We start from the raw sequence: 18,436 nt of genomic DNA, 5'->3' as shown, positions 1-18,436 counted from the left end.
CGAGGGCTCGAGGGCTCAGGTGGTCGCCGGAGCGGCCACCTCCGCACTCGACTCCGCGGCCGACCCCCGGCGCAGCAGCGGCTGCGACGCGGCGGCGAGGACGAGGGCCAGCACGCCCGCCGACACCGTCACCGAGAACGCGCCCTGGTGCCCGTGCAGGTCGGCCAGCCGGCCGGCGACCGCCGACCCGAGGGCGTAGCCGAGGCCGGTCACCGCGGCGAGCAGGGTCATCGCGGTGCCGACCCGGGGGGCCGGGACGGCCCGCTCGCCGAGGACGAAGACGCTGATCATGTAGGGCGCCACGACGAAGCCGAGGACGAGCACGACAGCGAACAGCCGCGGCACCGAGTCGGTCACGAGCAGCGGGGTGGAGAGCACCGCGAGGCCGGCGGCCGTGACGAGAACCCGTGAGGGGAAGCCGAACCGGGCCGGGAGGCCGGCCACGGCGAGCCCGGCGAGGACCGAGCCGACACCCAGGGAGGCGTGGACCAGCCCGGCGAGCCCGGGCTGGCCGGCCGCCGTCGTCAGCACCGTCGTGCCGGTCTGGATGGACCCGAAGACGACACCGATGAGCAGCTGCGCGCCCAGCAGCACCGCGAAGACCGGGGTGAGCAACCGGCCCGCGGCGACGGCGGTCGGCCGGTGCGCGTGCGCCAGGGCGGCGGTGGGGTGCAGCGCGAACGCGGTGCCGAACGCGAGGAGCAGGACGGCCGCCACCGACACCGCGAGGGCCGGGCTGACGAGGACGACGAGCACACCGATGAGCGCCGGCCCCATGACGAACGACGCCTCGTCGGCGGCGCCCTCGTAGGAGAAGGCGGTCTCCATCAGCCGGGGCTGGTGCTCGCCCTGGGCGCGGGTCATCGGCCGCCACCGGACGCGCGCCAGCGGGCCGATCTGGGGCATCGCCGCCCCGGCGACGGCGGCCGCCGCGATCACCGCGGCCGGTGCGACCCCGGACGTGGCCAGCGCGACGAGGACGAGCAGCGCCGCGCCGCCCGCGAGGGACTGGACGAGGACGACGGGGCGCTGGCCGATCCGGTCGGCGACCGCTCCGGCCACCGGCGCACCGGCGGCGTTGGCGACCGCGAGCGCCCCCGCGGCACCGCCGCCGAGGCCGTAGGAGCCGGTGGTGCCGGCGACGAGCAGGAGGGTGCCCATCTGGCTCATGGCGAGCGGCAGCCGCCCGACGAAGGCGACGAGGACGTAGAGGGGTCCGGCGAGCGAGAACAGCCGCCGGTAGCTGGCGAGGGGTGACATGGGGGTCGTGCTTCCTGGGTCCTGCGCCCGGGTAGGGCGGAGCGGGCGTGCGCCGAACCCGCCTCCAACGACGCACCAGGACCCTGTGCTCCGCCGATTCTACCGCCCCGAGAACGATGCCCCCGCCCGTCGCCGCAGGGGCGCGGGCGGGGGCATCCCCCTGCCAGGGGTCTTTGGTCAGGTCGCCCGGCGGGTGACCTGCGGGGCGCGGCGGATGCCGGCCGCGGCGAGCCCGGCCGCGACGACCGGCACGAGGAGCCCGACGACGAGCAGCGAGAGCCACGGGACGACGAGCAGGCCCGTCCCCTCGACCGAGCCGCCGGTCAGCGGGTCGTAGCCCTGGCTGGTCAGCGGCCGCGCGATGGCGATGCCCGGCACGAGCCCGACCGCCACGCCGAGCACGCAGCCGACCGCGGTGAGGACGAAGGCCTGGCCGGCCGCCATCACCCGCCGGGTGCCCCTCGTCGCCCCCAGCGCGGCGAGGGTGGCCTGGTCGGTCTGCTGCTCGGCGAGGGTCAGCGCCGTCGAGGTGAGCGTGACGACGAGGATGAGGACCCCGAACACGGCGAGGAGGATGGCGACCACGACGCGGTCCTCGCGCTGGAAGCCGTCCTCGCGCTGCACGCCGACCTCGTCGCCGAGGCGCTGCTGCAGCTGCTCGACCGCGGTGTCGGACACCGCTGCCCCGCTGGGGTCGCGCACGGTGAACGTCCGGTTGATGGTCGGCCAGCCCTGCGAGGTGGTGGTGTCCGCGGCGAACACGACGGTCGCGCCGAGGACTCCCGCGAAGCCCTCGCCGGTCGGCGGCACCCGGACGACGGGGACCTCCACGTCCTGGACGAGCCGGACGTCGGGGTCGGGAGCCTGCGTGGAGTCCGTGGCCGTGGGGTCGGTGGCGTAGGTGCCACGGACCACCCGGACGGTGTCGACGGGCAGGCCGCGGACGACCGCCGCACCGGCGCGCACCTTCGCGGCCGCGGCGGGGTCGAGGCCGAGCCGCCGGACGATCTCGTCGGCCGGGAGGACCGGCACCTCACCGGTCCCCGTGCTCTCGGTGCCGGCGACCGTGCAGCGCTCCTGCGGGCTCTCCTGGAACATCCCCCAGCCGAGGGTCTGCTCGGGGGTGCAGCCCTCCGGGACGAGGCTGAGGAACGGGACGCGGTAGGCCTCCTGCGGAGGTGTCTCGGCGTACCGCGCCGGGTCGAAGGCGAAGACGGGGTCGGGAGCCACGGTGAGGCCGGGGGCGGCGGCGACGTCGTCCGCGCGGATCGCGCCCTCGCCGAAGCCCCCCGAGACGAGGACCTCGCCGGGCAGCGTGCTCGGCACGTACTCGCGGCGGTTCTGCTCGGTGTCGCTCGCGAGGCCGGTCAGGCCGAAGGTCAGCCCGGCGACGACGGCGAGCACGGCCGCGACCGATGGCGCGCTGCGGGCCCGGTGCCGGGCGATGTCGCGCGCCGCCATCCGCAGCGAGGTGGGGAGCCGGCCGCCGAGCCGCCCGAGGCCGGCGAGCAGCACCGGGACGAGCAGGAGCGACCCGACGATGAGGACCACCGCGCCGACGACGACGAGCATCTCGCCGCTGTCGGAGGAGAACATCGGCAGGACGGACCGGGCGTCGACGACCCCCGTCCCGCCGAGCGTGAGCACGGAACCGGCCGCGGTGAGCAGCGCTCCGAGGGCGAACACGAGCACGCTCGGCCGCGGCGAGACGCTCTGGCCGCGCATCACCCCGACGATGTCGAGCCGCCCGAGCCGTCGCGCGGGGATGAGCGCCGCCACCAGGGTCGAGGCGATGGCACAGGCGGCGACGGCGAGGAGCACCGGCAGGCGGACGTCGAAGGGGCCGCCGAAGCTGGGGTACTGGGTCGTGGAGTCCCAGAGCACGAGGAGGCGGGCCAGGCCCACGCCGAGGGTGACGCCGAGCACCGCGGAGCCGGCGCCGAGCACGAGCGCCTGGGCGAGCACGGTGCGCCGCAGCACCGGCGTGTGGGCGCCGTTGCTCGCGGCGAGCGCGAGGGTGCGCCGCTGGCGGGTGGCGCTCACCGCGAAGGCGGGCCCGACGAGGAGGGTCGTCGAGACGAGGAGCATGACGGCGGCGAGCCCGACCATCAGGCCGGTGCGGGCGTCGTCGCCCGAGGTCATCTCGGCGATCTCCCGGGGCACCTGGTCCGGCGACGGCGGGTTCGCGAGCACGTCGGCCGAGGCGACCCGGAGGCCGTAGGTGTTGAGGTCGCGGACCTCCGGCCAGGTGACGGGGTCGTTGCCGAGGACGATCCAGCCGCCGTTGCCGGTGACGGCGGGCCCGTCGGCCTGCAGGAGGCCGGCGGTCACGACGCCGGGGACGGACCAGCCGTCCTGGGCCTCGGCGACACCGACGACGGCCAGCGTGCGCTCGGTGCCCTCCGAGGTGACCCGGACCGTCCCGCGCTCCGGCAGCCCGCGGGCGATGCCGACGGGGGTGACGAGGGCCTCCACCGGCGCCGAGGCGTCGCCGGAGGGAGCGGCCGGCCAGCGCCCGGAGACGAGGCGCAGCTTGTCGCCGAGCCCGACGGTGCCGTCGAGGGCGAGCCCGTCGAGGGAGACGCGGCGGTCATCGACGGTGGTGCGGATCGCGAATCGTTGCAGCGGAACGACATCGGCGCCGACGAGGCGGGAGACAGCGGGTGCGTTGTCGAAGAGGGAGGCGTCGCGGTCGTAGCCCGGGATCGCCCGGGCGTCCTCCGGGCCACTGCCCCCGGCCTGCGAGGGGTCGGCGCCCTGCAGGACCCGGCCGGAGTCGGGAGGGTCGATGAACGCCTGGCCGGTACCCATCGTGGCCGGGATCTTCTCGGCCCCGGTGACGTCGGAGGTGTAGGCGATGGTGACGACGGTCGACAGGAGGAGCGTCGGCAGCAGCACCATGACGACGACGAGCGCGCTGCGGCCGGTGTGGCGGCGCACGTCGCGGCGGGCCATCCGGAGCGCGACGGCCCACGACGAGCGCCACTGGGCGAACCGGCTCGGTTCCGCGGCAACGGGTTCCGGCGTGCCGGTGACCCGGTCGAGCTCCGGGCGGGGAGGGGCGGCGGTGCTCACCGTGCGCCGCCGGAGGCGAGGAGGTCCTCGGGCCGGTCGAGGCTCCCGGTGCTGTCGACGACCTTGCCGTCGCGCAGGAAGACCACCCGGTCGGCCCAGGCGGCGTGCCGGGCCTCGTGCGTGACGAGCAGGCCCGCGACGCCCTCGTCGCAGCGCTCGCGCAGGACCCGAAGCACCTCCTCGCCGGTGTGGCTGTCGAGGGCGCCGGTCGGCTCGTCGGCGAGGACGAAGCGGCGCGTGCCGACGAGGGCCCGGGCGATGGCCACGCGCTGCTGCTGGCCGCCGGACATCTGGTCCGGGTAGCGGTCGGAGAGGGCCATGAGGTCCATGAGGTCGAGGGTGCGGCGGGCGTGCCGGCGGGCCTGGCGCGCCCGCATGCCGTCGAGCTCGAGGGGGAGGGCGACGTTCTCGGCGGCGGTGAGGCTGGGGATGAGGTTGTAGTCCTGGAAGACGAAGCCCATCCGACGGCGGCGCAGCTTGGCGAGGTCGCGGGCGGAGAGGTCGCCGAGCGACTGCCCGCCGATGCTCACCGTGCCCGAGGTGGGGCGGTCCAGGCCGCCGGCGACGTTGAGCAGGGTCGACTTGCCGGAGCCGCTCGGGCCCATGACGGCGACGAGCTCGCCGGGCTGGATCTCGAGCGAGACGTGGTCGAGGGCGACGACGCGCATCTCGTCGTGGCCGTGGACGCGGGTGACGTCGGAGATGACGACGTGTGGCGTGCTCATGCGTGGGTCCCCTCCCGGTGGGCCGGCACGGTGCCGGCGTGGTCGTGCGTGGTGGTGTCGCTGGTGGCACGGCCCCCGGCCGGTGCCCGGCGTGCGTGGCGGGCGAGCGCGGACTCGACGTGGTCGAGCCAGCGGACCTCGGCCTCCGCGCCGAAGACGAGGTTCTCGAGGACCAGCAGCCAGGCCAGCCCGTGCTCGGCGTCGCGCGTGCCCTCGCCCGACCCCTCCGCCCGGTCGAGGGCGTCCCGCTTGAGGCGGGTGAGGTCGCGCAGCTGGCGCAGCGTCGAGGTGCGCTGGGCCTGGACGACGCGCTGGACGTCGACACCCGGGGCGGTGACGGCCAGCGCGAGCTTGATGGTCAGCTCGTCGCGCGGGGTGCTCGTGCGGTCGACGGGGGTGTCCCACCAGGTGCCGAGCTCGGCGTGGCCGGCCGCGGTGAGGCGGTAGGCGATGCGGCCCTCGGCGTCGGCCTCGCCGGCCTGCTCGACGAGGCCGTCCCGGACGAGCCGCTCGAGGGTCGTGTAGACCTGCCCCACGTTGAGCGGCCAGGTGCCTCCGGTGCGCTCCTCGAAGTCGGCGCGCAGCCGCGCGCCGTAGGAGTCGCCCTCGGCGAGGAGGGCCATGAGCCCCAGGCGGACCGACACCGGTGCCTCCGTCCCCCGGTGGTGATACCGGGTATTGCGTGCTGACGAGGAGATGTATACCGAGTATTGGGGCCGGTCGTCAAGCATCCCGGCCGGTCGCGTGCGACCGCCGGTGGCGCCGGAGCGACCTCTCGCCGACCGGACAGTGGCGGCGGCGTCCCCGGTCGCAGAGGATGGCCCCAGCAGACCCCGACGGAGAGGAACGCCGATGCTCGTCCCGATGACCGTGTCCGACTTCATCGACCGCGCGAGGACGGTCTACGGCGAGCGGGTGGGTGTGGTCGACGAGCCGCAGCAGCCGGCCGACCCGCTGCCGGACCTCACCTACGCGGAGGTGGCGGCGCTGGCGCAGCGTCAGGCGGCACGGCTCGACGAGCTCGGCATCGAGGTCGGCGAGCGGGTGGCGATCGTGTCGCACAACGCGGCCCGGATGCTCGTGTCGTTCTTCGGCGTCTGCGGGTCGGGTCGGGTGCTGGTGCCGGTGAACTTCCGGCTGCGCCCGGACGAGGTGCGGTACATCGTCGAGCACTCCGGAGCGCGCGTGCTGCTGGTCGACCCCGAGGTCGAGGCGTCGCTCTCGTCGGTGACGGCCGAGCACCGCTTCGTGCTCGGCGAGGACTCCGAGATCTTCGCGCCCGAGGGGGCGACGCCGCGGGTGTGGGAGCGGGACGAGAACGCGACGGCGACCATCAACTACACCTCGGGCACGACGGCCCGCCCCAAGGGCGTCCAGATCACCCACCGCAACATCTGGACCAACGCGCTGACCTTCGCGCTGCACGCCGGGGTGAACGACCGCGACGTCTACCTGCACACCCTGCCGATGTTCCACGCCAACGGCTGGGGGATGCCGTTCGCCACGACCGGGCTCGGCGTGAAGCAGGTGGTGCTGCGCAAGGTCGACGGGGCCGAGATCCTCCGGCGGGTGCGCGACCACGGGGTCACGTTCATGTGCGCGGCGCCCGCCGTCGTCAACGCGGTGCTCGAGGCGGCGCAGACGTGGGAGGGCGAGGTACCGGGCCGGGACCGGGTGCGCATCATCGTCGCCGGGGCGCCGCCGCCGACGAAGACGGTCGCGCGGGTGGAGGCCGAGCTCGGGTGGGAGTTCGTCCAGATCTACGGGCTCACGGAGACCTCGCCGTTGCTGACCATCAACCGCACGCGCGCCGAGTGGGACGACCTCTCCACCGAGGAGCGGGCCGAGCGGCTCGTGCGGGCCGGGGCGCCCGCGCTCGGGGTGACGCTGTCGCTGTCTCCCGATGCCGAGGTGCTGGCCCGCTCGAACGTCGTGCTCGAGGGGTACTGGGAGCAGCCGGAGGAGTCCGCGCGGGCGCTCGAGGACGGCTGGTTCCACACCGGCGACGGCGGGACCATCGGCGAGGACGGCTACCTGACCATCTCGGACCGCAAGAAGGACGTCATCATCACCGGTGGCGAGAACGTGTCGTCCATCGAGGTCGAGGACGTCATCTTCAGCCACCCGGCGGTGACCGAGGTGGCGGTCATCGGGGTGCCGGACGAGAAGTGGGGCGAGACCATCAAGGCGCTCGTCGTGCTGGCGCCGGGGGAGTCGGTGAGCGAGGCCGAGCTGATCGCGTGGTGCAAGGAGAAGGCGGCCGGCTACAAGGCGCCGACCTCGGTGGAGTTCCGCGACGAGCTCGCCCGCACCGCCACCGGCAAGCTGCAGAAGTTCAAGCTGCGCGCCCCCTACTGGGAGGGCCGCGACCGCCAGGTCAACTGACGGCGCGGACCCGGGGTAGGCGCCGGCTCAGTGGGCCAGGACCTGCGCCACCAGCGCCAGCGCCGCCGGCAGGGCCTGCACCACGAGGATCCGCTTGTTCGCCGTCGCCGCCCCGTAGACCCCGGCCACGACCACGCACCCCAACGTGAACAGCGCGAACGCGTACCGGTGCTCCTCCGGGCCGACCGATGCCAGAGCGATGCCCGCCACGAGGAAGCCGTTGTAGAGCCCCTGGTTGGCCGCGAGCACGGTGGTCTGCCTCGCCAGCTGCGGCGTCGTGCCGAAGGTGGCCCGCCCGCGCGGGGTGTCCCAGAGCGCCATCTCGAGGACGACGATGTAGACGTGGATGAGCCCGACGAGGGCGGTGAGGACGGTCGCGACGACGCTCATCCGCGATGTCTACCGCACCACGGCCCGCTGCCGCAGCCCCTCGTCCACCCGGGCCACGGGCGCGGCCCGGGCGGTCAGCCCGTCGTCAGCAGGATCTTGCCGATGTGCCCGCTCTCCTCGAGCTCGGTGTGCGCCCCGGCGGCGTCCGCGAGCGGGCGCCGCGAGTGCACGACGGGTCGCACGACCCCGTCCTCGACGAGCGGCCACACGTGCTCGCGCACCGCGGCGATGATGGTGGCCTTCTCCGCCGCCGGGCGCGCCCGGAGCGATGTGGCGATGACCGCGCCGCGCTTGGCGAGCAGCGCCCCGAGGTCGAGCTCGCCGACCCGCCCGCCCTGCATCCCGATGACGACCAGCCGTCCGTTCGTGGCGAGGACGTCGACGTTGCGCCCGAGGTACTTCGCACCCATGTTGTCGAGGACGACGTCGGCGCCGTGGCCGTCGGTGGCCTCGCGCACGCGCTCGACGAAGTCCTCCTCGCGGTAGTTGACGAGGACGTCCGCCCCGAGCGCCCGGCAGGCCTCGAGCTTCTCCGCCGAGCCGGCCGTCACGGCCACCGTCGCCCCGACCGCCTTGGCGAGCTGGATCGCCATCGTCCCGATGCCCGACGACCCGCCGTGCACGAGGAAGACCTCGCCCGGCTGGAGGTTCGCGGTGAGGAAGACGTTTGACCACACCGTGCAGGCCACCTCGGGCAGCGCGGCGGCGTCGACGAGCGACACCCCGGCCGGCACCGGCAGCAGCTGCCCCGCCGGCACGCGGACGAGCTCTGCGTACCCACCGCCCGCCAGCAGCGCGCAGACCTCGTCGCCGACCGACCAGCCCTCGACGCCCTCGCCCAGGGCCTCGACCGTGCCGCTCACCTCGAGGCCCGGCACCTCGGACTCGCCCGGCGGCGGCGGGTAGAAGCCCTGGCGCTGCATCGAGTCGGCCCGGTTGACGCCGGCGGCCGCGACGCGGACCAGCACCTCGCCGGCACGCGGCTCGGGTACGTCGACGTCGGAGAGGACGAGGGCCTCGGGCCCACCGGGTGCGGGGATGGTGATCGCCTTCATCCCCCGAGGCTATGCCCCGCACGCGGCCGGTCGGCACACCCCCGTTGCCGTCGGTGGAGTTCTACGGTGGAGGATCCGTCCGCCACCGATGGGAGCCAAGGCCATGTCGATCGAACGCCGCACGATGCTCAAGGGAGGGGCGGCCGTCGCCGGCGGCGCCGCCCTCGGGGGGCCGTTCCAGGGGCTGGTCGCCGCCCCCGCGTCAGCGCTCGGAACCAGCCCGGCAGGCCTCGGCGCCCCGGCCTTCCGGGGCCTGCGCCCCGCGCCCGACGAGCGCGACGGCGCGGTCCGCCTCCACGTGCCGGAGGGGTTCCGCTACCGCTCGTTCCACGACACCGAGTCGCCGGTCACCCTCGACGACGGCACCGCCCTCCCCGGCCGTCACGACGGGATGGCCGCCTTCCGGAACCGGCACCGCGGCCGCGTGACCCTCGTGCGCAACCACGAGGTCAACAACCCCGGTCCGGCGTTCGGCCCGGTCGGTGACCACACCTACGACCCGATGGGGCGCGGCGGCTGCACCGTCGTCGACGTCAGCCTCACCGGCGAGGTCGCGAGGTCCTGGACCGGCCTCAACGGCACGATGATGAACTGCTCGGGCGGCCCGATGCCGTGGGGCACCTGGATGACGTGCGAGGAGACGGTCAACGGCCCCGACGTCGGCCCCGACTTCACCGGCGCCTCGAACGTCCCGCTGACCAAGCCGCACGGCTACGTCTTCGAGGTGCCGACGAAGGGTCGCGCGAGCGGCGAGCCGATCACCGCGGCCGGCCGGTTCGCCCATGAGTCCGTGGCGTTCGACCCGCGCGGGGGCAGCCTCTACCTCAGCGAGGACAACTTCGCCTTCCCCTCGGGCTTCTACCGCTACACCCCGCGGAAGTCCCCGATGAGGTCGGGTCACCTCGACAACCGCGGCCGGCTCCAGATGCTCAAGGTCAAGGGCACCGACAACGCCCACCTCGAGGCGAACCAGCGCCGGGGCGCGTGGTACCGCGTCGAGTGGGTCGACATCGACGACCCGGACCCCACGTACGCGTACACCCCGGGCCAGACCGCGCCGACGAGCAACGACACCGCCATCAACCACGTCGGCGACCAGGGGCGCGCCCAGGGTGCCGCGCACTTCTCCCGGCTCGAGGGGACGATCTACGACCAGGGCGTCGTCTACTTCACCTCGACCCAGGGCGGCGGCGCCGCGATGACCGGCCCCGACTCGGTCGGCGGCTACGGCAAGGGCTTCGGCCAGGTGTGGGGCTACGACACCCGCCGCGAGGTGCTCTTCCTCGTCTACCAGTCGCCGGGCAAGGAGACCTTCGACTTCCCCGACAACATCACCGTGAGCCCCAAGGGCACGCTCGTCGTGTGCGAGGACAGCAGCGCCGACAACTACGTCCGCGGGCTCTCGCGCCGCGGGCAGCTGTGGGACATCGCGCTCAACCGGGTCCAGAGCTCCCGCACCGGGCAGCCCCGCTACGACGACGAGTTCGCCGGCTCGACCTTCAGCCCCGACGGGCGCACCCTCTTCGTCAACATCCAGGCCAGCGCCGGGATGACCTTCGCGATCTGGGGGCCGTGGCACCGGATCGGCGTCTGACGCACGGCCGCACGGGCCTCAGCGCGCCCGACCCACCCGTGCCGCGAGGGCCGCCGCCGTCTGCCGCACGGCGCGCACCAGCACCTCGCGGGCCGCGTCGTCCACGGCGTCCTGCGGGTAGGTGACGGCCACGGCGGCGACGGGGTAGTCGTTGGCGTCGAGCACCGCCACGGCCACCGAGCCGAGCCCCGGCGTCACGAGCCCGTCCTCCACGGCGTACCCCCGCTGCCGCACCGCCTGCAGCCACGAGCGCAGCTGGGTCGTCGACGCCGGCCCGCGCCCGTCCCGGTGCACCAGCGCGGCCCGGTCGGGGAACAGCGCCCGCACCTGGGCCGCCGGCAGCGCGGCGAGCATCGCCAGGCCGGTGGCGGTCAGTGGCGCCGGAAGCCGCACCCCGACGTCCGTCACCAGCAACGGCCTTCCGGGAGAACGTTGCTCGACGACGTAGAGGACGTCGGAGCCGTGCAGGACCGCGAGGTGCGCGTTGTGCCCGCACGCGTCGACGAGCCGGTCCATCGGGCCGCGCGCCATCCGCTCGAGCGGCGCCTGCCGCTGGTAGGCCGACCCCAGCTCGTAGGACGTCAGCCCGAGCCCGTACCGGCGCTCCTCGGGCAGGTGCCGCACGTACCCGCGCTCGACGAGCACCGCGAGCAGGTGGTAGACGCTCGAGCGGGGCAGGCCGAGGTCACGGGCGATGGCCGCGGCGGGCACGGGCTCGCCGTGCCGGGCGATGAGGCCGAGGACGTCGAGGGCGTGCGCGGCCGCGGGAGCGTTGGCCATCGCTCAGCCGATCCACCGGTAGAGGCGCTCGGGCCGTCCGGTCGAGCCGTAGCGCAGCCGGACGTCGGCGCGGCCGACCCCCGCGAAGTGCTCGAGGTAGCGCCGGGCGCTGACCCTCGAGATGCCGACGCTCTCGGCGACCTCGGTGGCGGACACCGCGTCCGGGGCGGAGGACAGGGCCTCCTCGACGAGCCGGGCGGTCTCGGGGCTCAGCCCCTTGGGCAGCACGACGGCCCCGCCGGATGAGCTCCGCCGGAACACCCGGTCGACGTCGTCCTGGCCCGCCACCTCGGTGCGGTCGAGGACGGCGCGCTGCGAGGCGTACCGGCGCAGCCGCTCCTCGAGGTCGGGGAAGCCGAACGGCTTGAGCACGTAGTCGGCGACCCCCAGCCGCACCGCCGCGCGCACCGCATCGCTCTCGCGGGCCGCGGTGATGACGATGGCGTCGCACGGGCTCGGGCCGGTGCGCACCTCGGCGAGCAGGTCGAGCCCGAACCGGTCCGGGAGGTAGAGGTCGAGCAGGAGCAGGTCGGGGCGCAGCTCCTCGACCGCCTCCAGGGCCTCCGCACCGGTGTGCGCCGTCCCGACGACCTCGAAACCGTCGACGCGCTCGACGAAGCCGACGTGGATGCGCGCCACCATGAAGTCGTCGTCGACGACGAGGACCCGGATCACGACCGGCCCCCCTGCGCCGCAGCCGAACCGGCGCCGGCAGGGGCCGCAGCGTCGACGACCGTCGACACCCCGAGCCGCGCGGTGAACCGCGTCGAGCCGTCGACCCGGTCCACGTCGATCTCCCCTCCACGGCGCCGGCACACGAGCCGGGTCAGGGCCAGCCCGACACCGTGCTCCATGGGGTCGACCCTCTTGCTCGTGACGCCGTGCTCGAAGAGGGAGGCCCGCAGCTCGTCGGGCACACCCGGCCCCGAGTCGTCGACCACGATCTCGACCGTGCTCGCGTCCTGGCGGATGCGCACCCGCACGGACGGCGGTGTGGCAGAACCCCTCGGCGCGTGCTCGAAGGCGTTGTCGACGAGGTTGCCGAGCACCGTCGCGACGTCGGCAGCGTCGTGGGTCTCGAGCCGCTCGAGGCGCGAGTCGTCGGCGATGGTCAGGTCGATGCGCCGCTCGTTGGCGGTCGCGGCCTTGGCCATGAGCAGCGCCGCGATGGTCGGGTCGCCGACGAGGGTCGTGACGACGAGGTCGAGCGCGGTGCGCTGCTCGCTCAGGGCATCGACGTAGCGGACCACCTCGTCGAGCTCGCCGATCTGGATGAGGCCGCTGATGGTGTGCAGCTGGTTGGCGAACTCGTGTGCCTGCGAACGCAGCACGTGCGCGGTGGACCGGAACGAGCCGATCTCGCGCTCGAGGTCGGCCATCTCGGTGCGGTCGCGCATGGTCGTCACGGTGCCCAGCACGCGGTCGCCGCTGACGACCCGCATCGTGCTCATGACGAGCACCCTCCCACGCCGGATGACGACCTCGTCACGCGCCGCGGTGACGTGGTCCTCGGGCGCGGCGTCCGCACCGGAGCGGGGGTTCTCCCCGACCAGCACCTCGCGCAGCCGCCCCTCGATGCGCAGGTCGGCCACCGACGTGCCGACCGCGTGCTCGGGCAGGTCGAGCAGCCGGCGCGCGACCTCGTTGACGAGCGTGATGCGGTGCTGCGGGTCGAGGGCGATGACCCCCTCGGCGATGCCGCGCAGCATCGCCTCGCGGTGCTCGGCGAGGCCGGCGATCTCGCGCGGCTCCATCCCGCGGGTCTGGCGCTTGATCCGCCGGGACAGCAGCCACGAGCCGCCGAGCCCGACGACGAGGGCGATGCCGAGGTAGGTGAGCAGGTAGGAGCTGGTGCCCTGCAACCGTTCCCACGTGGTCGGTGCCTCCTCGGCGACCATCACCGTGCCGAGCAGCTCGCCGGCCCGGGTGGGGGTCGTGGGATCCTTGTCGTCGTCGTCACCCGCGAGGACCGGTACCTGCGAGGCGAGGTACTCGCGCCCATCGACCGTGAGGGTCCCGGACCAGCTGCCCCCACGGGCCACGCGCGGGTCGCCGAGCGGCAGTGGGCGCTCCTCGAGCGAGGGGTCGGTCGAGACGCGGACGTCGAGGTCCGGCTCGGCGAACGACACCGACGTGATGTTCGCCTGTGCGACGAGCCCGAGCGCGAGGGTCGCCAGCCCGGTGCGGCTCTCGGGCTGGTCGAGGTTGGCGCGCACCAGGGGGTTGGAGGCCAGCTGCTCGCCCAGGGCCGAGACGCGGCGCCCCTCGGTGCGCTCGAACGTGGCCGCCGACTGCGCGAGCGAGACGGCGGCGACCGCCACGAGCACGACGAGGATGATCGCGAGCTGGAGCGCGAAGAGCTGCCCGGCGAGGGTCGCCCGGCGTCGTCGGCGCGTGACCACTATGAACTCAACCTCCACTGCGGACGAAAGCGCGACAGGCTCCGTACCGGTCGCCCACGATCATCGCGTTCCACTCCACCACAGGAAAGGGATCTCGACGATGAGACTCCACCGCATCGCGCTCGGCGCACTCGTCGCGGCCACGCTGGCCCTCACCGGCTGCGGCGCCACGAAGGACCAGGGCAGCGGGGGTGCCTCCTCCTCCGGTGGTGGCGCGCCGGCGACCGGCCTCCAGTACATGGTCCCCAACAGCCCCGGCGGCGGGTACGACACGACCGCGCGCACCGCGGCCCAGGTGATGGAGAAGGAGAAGATCACCGGCAGCGTCCAGGTCTTCAACCTCCCCGGCGCCGGTGGCACCGTCGGCCTCCAGCGGGTCGTCAACGAGAAGGGCAACGGCAAGCTCGCCATGCAGATGGGTCTCGGCGTCGCCGGCGCCGCGTACACCCAGAAGTCGCAGGCCAAGCTGTCGGAGACCACCCCGATCGCCAAGCTCATCGAGGAGGCCGGCGCGATCGTCGTGCCCAAGGACTCCCCGTACAAGGACATCACCTCGCTCGTCGCGGCGTGGAAGGCGAACCCGAAGGGCCTCGCCGTCGGCGGCGGCTCGTCCCCGGGCGGCCCCGACCACCTCCTGCCGATGCAGCTGGCCCAGGCCGCGGGCATCGACCCCAAGACGGTCAGCTACGTCAGCTACGACGGCGGCGGCGAGCTCCTGCCGGCGCTGCTCGGCAACAAGATCGCCTTCGGCGCCAGCGGCTTCGGTGAGTTCCTCGACCAGGTCGAGGCCGGCGACGTCCGCATCCTCGCGGTGACCAGCGCCGAGCGGGTCGCGGCCCTCCCCGACGTGCCGACCCTCAAGGAGTCCGGCATCGACCTCGAGTTCACCAACTGGCGCGGCGTCGTCGCCCCTCCCGGCCTCTCCGACGCCGACAAGGCCGTCTGGGTCGACGCGTTCACCAAGATGCACGCCTCCGCGGCGTGGAAGGCCGAGCTCGAGAAGCGCGGCTGGGTCGACGCCTTCGAGACCGGCGACGAGTTCGGCTCCTTCCTCACGGCACAGGACGCCGAGGTCGCCAAGATCCTCCAGACCCTCGGCCTGGCCTGACATGAGCACCGAGGCCACCACCGCCCCGCAGGGCACCGCGCCCTCCGGGGCGGGCCCCCTCGGCCGGGTCAGGGACCGCGCCCAGCTCGGGCTGGCCGCGGCCCTGGCCCTCGTCGGGGTCGTCGTCGTCGTCGACGCGGCCCGGCTCGGCCAGGTCACGAGCAGCAACGACCCGGTCGGCCCGCGGGCCATGCCCTTCCTCGTCGGCGGAGCGCTCCTGCTCGTCGCGGTCCTCTACGCCCTCGACGTCCTGCGCGGCGGGGTCGGCGAGGCCGAGGCCGGCGAGGACGTCGAGCTCGGCCACCGCGCCGACTGGAAGACGGTCGGCCTGCTCGCGGGCGCGTTCGCGCTCAACGCCGTGCTCATCGAGCCGCTCGGCTGGGTCATCAGCGGTGCGCTGCTGTTCTTCCTCTCCGCGTTCGCGCTCGGCAACCGCCACCACGTCCGCGGCCTGGCGATCGGTGTCGCCCTCTCGCTCGCCACCTTCTACGCCTTCGCCATCGGGCTCGGGGTCAACCTGCCCGCCGGCATCCTCCAGGGGATCCTCTGATGGACAACGTCAACGCCCTGCTCGGCGGCTTCGCCGACGTCATCACGCCGATGAACCTGCTCATCGCGCTCCTCGGGGTCACCGTCGGCACCGCCGTCGGCGTCCTCCCCGGCATCGGGCCGGCGATGACGGTCGCGCTCCTGCTGCCCGTCACCTACGGGCTGCCGGTCGAGCAGTCCCTCATCCTCTTCGGCGGCATCTTCTACGGCGGCATGTACGGCGGGTCGACGACGTCGATCCTGCTCAACACCCCCGGCGAGTCCGCCTCGGTCGTCACTGCCCTCGAGGGCAACAAGATGGCCAAGTCCGGACGGGCCGCCCAGGCCCTCGCGACCTCGGCGATCGGCTCGTTCGTCGCCGGCACCATCGCCACCGCGGCCATCGTCTTCGTGATGCCTCAGGTCGTCGACTTCGCCGTGACCCTCGGGCCGCCGGAGTTCCTCGCGATCATCCTCGTCGCCTTCGTCGGCACCGCCGCGATCCTCGGCTCGTCCCGGGTGCGCGGGTTCGCGGCGCTCCTCGTCGGGCTCGCCCTCGGCCTCGTCGGCACCGACTTCGTCACCGGCCAGCAGCGGCTGACCTTCGGCAGCCCGTTCCTCGCGGACAACATCGACGTCGTCGTCATCGCGGTCGGCATCTTCGCCGTCGGCGAGGCGCTGTGGGTCGCCGCTCACCTGCGGCGCAAGGCCGCGACGGTCATCCCCGTCGGGCGTCCGTGGATGTCGAAGCAGGACTGGAGCCGGTCCTGGAAGCCGTGGCTGCGGGGGACCGCGCTCGGCTTCCCGTTCGGGGCCATCCCCGCCGGTGGCGCCGAGATCCCGACCTTCCTCTCCTACCTGACCGAGCGGAAGCTCACCAAGCACCCCGAGGAGTTCGGCAAGGGCGCCATCGAGGGCGTCGCGGGCCCTGAGGCCGCGAACAACGCCTCGGCCGCCGGGACGATGGTGCCGCTGCTGGCCCTCGGCCTGCCGACCAACGCCACCGCGGCGATCATCATCGCGGCGTTCATGTCCTACGGCATCGAGCCCGGGCCGCTCCTGCTCACCAAGGAGCCGGACCTCGTCTGGATGCTCGTCGCGAGCCTCTTCATCGGCAACCTCCTGCTACTCGTGCTCAACCTGCCGCTCGCGCCGGCCTGGGCCAAGCTGCTGCGCATCCCGCGGCCCTACCTCTACGCGGGGATCCTGTTCTTCGCGTCGATGGGCGCCTACGCGGTCAACGCCCAGCCGTTCGACCTGTTCCTGCTGCTCGGGCTCGGCGCGGTCGGCTTCGCGATGCGGCGCTTCGGCCTGCCGGTGCTGCCGCTCATCGTCGGCGCCATCCTCGGCCCGCTGGTCGAGCGCAAGGCCCGCCAGGCGCTGCAGCTGACCGGCGGTGACGCCTCGGGCCTCGTCGGCGGGCCGGTGGCGTGGGTCTGCTACGCGTTCATCGTCGCCGTCCTGGTGTGGCCGCTCGTCGCGAAGCTGCGTGGCCGCGGGCGTGGCGGGGACGACGACGGCCCGGCCGACGGTGACGGTGGCTCGCCGGACCCGCAGGTCGAGCTCGCCCACGCCTCCTCGGAAGGACACCGGTCATGACCGTGCTCGTGGGCTACGTCCCCAACCCCCTCGGCGAGGCCACCCTGCGCGCCGGCGTCGAGGAGTCCCGCCGCCGCTCCGAGCCGCTCGTTGTGCTCAACATGGCGCGTGACGACGTGCTCGTCGACGCCCGGCGTGCCCCGGCCGACGACCTCGCCCGGGTCGGGCGCGACGTCGCCGAGCTAGGGGTCGACGTCGAGGTCGTCCAGGTCGAGGAGGGCAGCGACCCCGCGGACGTCATCGTGTCGGAGGCCTCGTCGCGGGGTGCGTCGGTCGTCGTCATCGGCCTGCGGCACCGCACTGCCGTCGGCAAGCTGATCATGGGCTCGGTGGCGCAGCGCATCCTCCTCGATGCACGGTGCCCCGTTCTCGCCGTCAAGGAGGACGAGGCATGAGCACCGGGGACTTCACGACCGCCGACCTCTACGACGAGCACGGCGACGCGCTCCAGTCGTGCTCGGTGCAGCTGCGCCGGTACGGAGGGGTCGCCCGCTTCACCGGGCCGGTCAGCACGGTCCGCTGCCACCGCGACAACGCGCTCGTCAAGGCCGCGCTCGCCGAGCCCGGGGAGGGCCGGGTGCTCGTCGTCGACGGCGGCGGCTCGCTCGAGTCGGCGCTCATGGGCGACCTCATCGCCGGCTCCGCCGTGGCGCAGGGCTGGGCGGGCGTGGTCATCCACGGCGCGGTCCGTGACGTCGTGGCCCTCGGCGACCTGCCGCTCGGGGTGCTGGCGCTCGGCTCGAACCCGCGCAAGTCCGCGAAGGACGGTGTGGGGGAGCGTGACTCGCCGGTCGCCTTCGGTGGTGTCGAGTTCGTGCCCGGGGCGACGCTCTGGGCCGACGAGGACGGGGTGCTCGTCACCCGCCCCTGACGCCCAGCCCTCTCCGGACCGGTCGGACCCCTGCCCCCACCGGTCGAGAGACGAGAACATGCCGCGTGCCCCTGAGAGCGCGCGGCATGTTCTCGTCGTTCGACGACGGGGTCAGGCGTCGGCGTCGGCGTCGAGGCGCTCGAGGATGCGGCGCAGCGTCGCCCGGTCGGCGGCCGGCAGCCGGGCGAAGGATGCCTCGGCGGCCTCGCGCCGGGCCTCGTCGACCCGCTCGAGCAGCGCGCTGCCCTCGTCGGTCACCGAGACGACCTGGGCGCGCCGGTCGACGGGGTCGGGAGAGCGCCGGGCCAGGCCCCGCTCCTCCAGGGCGTCGACGACGTCGGTGACCGAGCGCGGCGCGACGCGCAGGTGCTGCGCGAGCTCGCCGAGGCGCATCGAGCCGTGGTGGCCGAGCACGCGCAGCGCGCGGGCGTGGTGCGGTGCGAGGTCGTGGGGCTCGAAGGCCACCATCCCGCGCCGGCGCAGGTCGCGGGCGAGGCGCATCACCAGGTCGCCGAGGTCGAGGTCGGCGGCGGGACGGTCGTCGCGGGGTCCGTGCACGCGGGAATGCTAGCGCGAGGTGCTGCGTTGGGCTCATTGTGAGGTAACCTCAGCAACGACCCGACCGGAAGGAGGGGTGCCCGTGACGGCGGCCCCGACCCAGACC

At 74.1% G+C, this 18,436-nt stretch carries 17 protein-coding genes; 7 read left to right on the top strand and 10 right to left on the bottom strand.

Translation table 11 applies throughout. The features are described 5' to 3' along the window. Window positions 1-15: 15 nt before the first annotated feature. From ACQZ2A_RS04040 to ACQZ2A_RS04025, 4 genes are all read right to left on the bottom strand, one after another. Window positions 16-1,260: an MFS transporter gene (locus ACQZ2A_RS04040; protein WP_430207375.1), complete on the bottom strand. Its 1,245-nt coding sequence runs from the start codon at window positions 1,258-1,260 to the stop codon at window positions 16-18. A gap of 177 nt (window positions 1,261-1,437) precedes the next feature. Further along, a complete protein-coding gene (locus ACQZ2A_RS04035; protein ID WP_430207373.1) occupies window positions 1,438-4,335 on the bottom strand; it encodes an FtsX-like permease family protein in 2,898 nt (965 codons plus the stop codon). Beyond that, window positions 4,332-5,060 carry an ABC transporter ATP-binding protein gene (locus ACQZ2A_RS04030; protein ID WP_430207372.1) on the bottom strand — a complete coding sequence of 243 codons (729 nt, stop codon included), beginning with the start codon at window positions 5,058-5,060 and terminating at the stop codon, window positions 4,332-4,334. Before ACQZ2A_RS04030 ends, ACQZ2A_RS04035 begins: the two co-directional genes overlap by 4 nt. Next, window positions 5,057-5,704, bottom strand: a complete 648-nt coding sequence (locus tag ACQZ2A_RS04025) for a PadR family transcriptional regulator (protein WP_430207371.1) — start codon at window positions 5,702-5,704, stop codon at window positions 5,057-5,059. Before ACQZ2A_RS04025 ends, ACQZ2A_RS04030 begins: the two co-directional genes overlap by 4 nt. 220 nt (window positions 5,705-5,924) lie before the next feature. Here ACQZ2A_RS04025 and ACQZ2A_RS04020 point away from each other — a divergent pair, with 220 nt between their 5' ends. Next, a complete protein-coding gene (locus ACQZ2A_RS04020) occupies window positions 5,925-7,445 on the top strand; it encodes an AMP-binding protein (RefSeq protein WP_430207370.1) in 1,521 nt (506 codons plus the stop codon). 27 nt (window positions 7,446-7,472) lie between these two features. Here the strand turns inward: ACQZ2A_RS04020 and ACQZ2A_RS04015 are convergent, their stop codons facing one another. Next, the gene (locus ACQZ2A_RS04015; RefSeq protein WP_430207369.1) at window positions 7,473-7,835 is read right to left on the bottom strand and encodes a DUF1304 domain-containing protein; all 363 of its coding nucleotides are present in this window, start codon (window positions 7,833-7,835) and stop codon (window positions 7,473-7,475) included. 74 nt (window positions 7,836-7,909) lie between these two features. Next, window positions 7,910-8,890, bottom strand: coding sequence for an NAD(P)H-quinone oxidoreductase (locus ACQZ2A_RS04010; RefSeq protein ID WP_430207368.1), 981 nt, complete (start codon window positions 8,888-8,890; stop codon window positions 7,910-7,912). An 88-nt stretch (window positions 8,891-8,978) separates the two neighbouring features. Here ACQZ2A_RS04010 and ACQZ2A_RS04005 point away from each other — a divergent pair, with 88 nt between their 5' ends. After that, window positions 8,979-10,484, top strand: coding sequence for a PhoX family protein (locus ACQZ2A_RS04005; protein WP_430207366.1), 1,506 nt, complete (start codon window positions 8,979-8,981; stop codon window positions 10,482-10,484). Between the two features lie 18 nt (window positions 10,485-10,502). Here the strand turns inward: ACQZ2A_RS04005 and ACQZ2A_RS04000 are convergent, their stop codons facing one another. From ACQZ2A_RS04000 to ACQZ2A_RS03990, 3 genes are read right to left on the bottom strand one after another with little or no spacing between them, the layout of a single operon-like run. Then, entirely contained in the window at window positions 10,503-11,264 is a 762-nt protein-coding gene (locus ACQZ2A_RS04000; protein ID WP_430207364.1) for an IclR family transcriptional regulator, read from the bottom strand. Between the two features lie 3 nt (window positions 11,265-11,267). Continuing rightward, window positions 11,268-11,939: a response regulator gene (locus tag ACQZ2A_RS03995; protein WP_430207363.1), complete on the bottom strand. Its 672-nt coding sequence runs from the start codon at window positions 11,937-11,939 to the stop codon at window positions 11,268-11,270. Continuing rightward, window positions 11,936-13,666 carry an ATP-binding protein gene (locus ACQZ2A_RS03990; RefSeq protein WP_430207362.1) on the bottom strand — a complete coding sequence of 577 codons (1,731 nt, stop codon included), beginning with the start codon at window positions 13,664-13,666 and terminating at the stop codon, window positions 11,936-11,938. The genes ACQZ2A_RS03995 and ACQZ2A_RS03990 overlap by 4 nt, the downstream gene beginning before the upstream one ends. Before the next feature lie 100 nt (window positions 13,667-13,766). On the opposite strand from ACQZ2A_RS03990, the gene ACQZ2A_RS03985 reads away from it, so the two are divergent. From ACQZ2A_RS03985 to rraA, 5 genes are read left to right on the top strand one after another with little or no spacing between them, the layout of a single operon-like run. Further along, the gene (locus ACQZ2A_RS03985) at window positions 13,767-14,774 is read left to right on the top strand and encodes a Bug family tripartite tricarboxylate transporter substrate binding protein (RefSeq protein ID WP_430207360.1); all 1,008 of its coding nucleotides are present in this window, start codon (window positions 13,767-13,769) and stop codon (window positions 14,772-14,774) included. A 1-nt stretch (window position 14,775) separates the two neighbouring features. Continuing rightward, complete coding sequence (locus ACQZ2A_RS03980) at window positions 14,776-15,324, top strand: tripartite tricarboxylate transporter TctB family protein (RefSeq protein ID WP_430207358.1); 549 nt, start codon at window positions 14,776-14,778, stop codon at window positions 15,322-15,324. Further along, window positions 15,324-16,901, top strand: a complete 1,578-nt coding sequence (locus ACQZ2A_RS03975; protein WP_430207355.1) for a tripartite tricarboxylate transporter permease — start codon at window positions 15,324-15,326, stop codon at window positions 16,899-16,901. The genes ACQZ2A_RS03980 and ACQZ2A_RS03975 overlap by 1 nt, the downstream gene beginning before the upstream one ends. Next, window positions 16,898-17,296 (top strand): universal stress protein, encoded by a 399-nt coding sequence (locus tag ACQZ2A_RS03970; protein WP_430207352.1) that lies wholly within the window; start codon window positions 16,898-16,900, stop codon window positions 17,294-17,296. Before ACQZ2A_RS03975 ends, ACQZ2A_RS03970 begins: the two co-directional genes overlap by 4 nt. Continuing rightward, window positions 17,293-17,772, top strand: coding sequence for a ribonuclease E activity regulator RraA (gene rraA, locus ACQZ2A_RS03965; protein ID WP_430207349.1), 480 nt, complete (start codon window positions 17,293-17,295; stop codon window positions 17,770-17,772). The genes ACQZ2A_RS03970 and rraA overlap by 4 nt, the downstream gene beginning before the upstream one ends. Before the next feature lie 111 nt (window positions 17,773-17,883). Here the strand turns inward: rraA and ACQZ2A_RS03960 are convergent, their stop codons facing one another. Further along, window positions 17,884-18,330: a MarR family winged helix-turn-helix transcriptional regulator gene (locus tag ACQZ2A_RS03960; protein WP_430207346.1), complete on the bottom strand. Its 447-nt coding sequence runs from the start codon at window positions 18,328-18,330 to the stop codon at window positions 17,884-17,886. Window positions 18,331-18,436 lie beyond the last annotated feature (106 nt).

It is taken from the genome of Phycicoccus avicenniae (assembly GCF_050496545.1).
GTDB classification, from domain to species: domain Bacteria; phylum Actinomycetota; class Actinomycetes; order Actinomycetales; family Dermatophilaceae; genus Phycicoccus; species Phycicoccus avicenniae_A.
Note: the sequence above shows the minus strand (reverse complement) of the source record. Positions and strands in the feature narration are given on the sequence as shown.

Coding starts and splice junctions, on each gene's coding strand:
- ACQZ2A_RS04015 (WP_430207369.1), bottom strand. CDS start 7,835: ATGAGCGTCGTCGCGACCGTCCTCACCGCCCTCGTCGGGCTCATCCAC.
- ACQZ2A_RS03975 (WP_430207355.1), top strand. CDS start 15,324: ATGGACAACGTCAACGCCCTGCTCGGCGGCTTCGCCGACGTCATCACG.
- ACQZ2A_RS03970 (WP_430207352.1), top strand. CDS start 16,898: ATGACCGTGCTCGTGGGCTACGTCCCCAACCCCCTCGGCGAGGCCACC.
- ACQZ2A_RS04040 (WP_430207375.1), bottom strand. CDS start 1,260: ATGTCACCCCTCGCCAGCTACCGGCGGCTGTTCTCGCTCGCCGGACCC.
- ACQZ2A_RS03980 (WP_430207358.1), top strand. CDS start 14,776: ATGAGCACCGAGGCCACCACCGCCCCGCAGGGCACCGCGCCCTCCGGG.
- ACQZ2A_RS04020 (WP_430207370.1), top strand. CDS start 5,925: ATGACCGTGTCCGACTTCATCGACCGCGCGAGGACGGTCTACGGCGAG.
- ACQZ2A_RS04000 (WP_430207364.1), bottom strand. CDS start 11,264: ATGGCCAACGCTCCCGCGGCCGCGCACGCCCTCGACGTCCTCGGCCTC.
- rraA (WP_430207349.1), top strand. CDS start 17,293: ATGAGCACCGGGGACTTCACGACCGCCGACCTCTACGACGAGCACGGC.
- ACQZ2A_RS03985 (WP_430207360.1), top strand. CDS start 13,767: ATGAGACTCCACCGCATCGCGCTCGGCGCACTCGTCGCGGCCACGCTG.
- ACQZ2A_RS04010 (WP_430207368.1), bottom strand. CDS start 8,890: ATGAAGGCGATCACCATCCCCGCACCCGGTGGGCCCGAGGCCCTCGTC.
- ACQZ2A_RS04030 (WP_430207372.1), bottom strand. CDS start 5,060: ATGAGCACGCCACACGTCGTCATCTCCGACGTCACCCGCGTCCACGGC.
- ACQZ2A_RS04005 (WP_430207366.1), top strand. CDS start 8,979: ATGGGAGCCAAGGCCATGTCGATCGAACGCCGCACGATGCTCAAGGGA.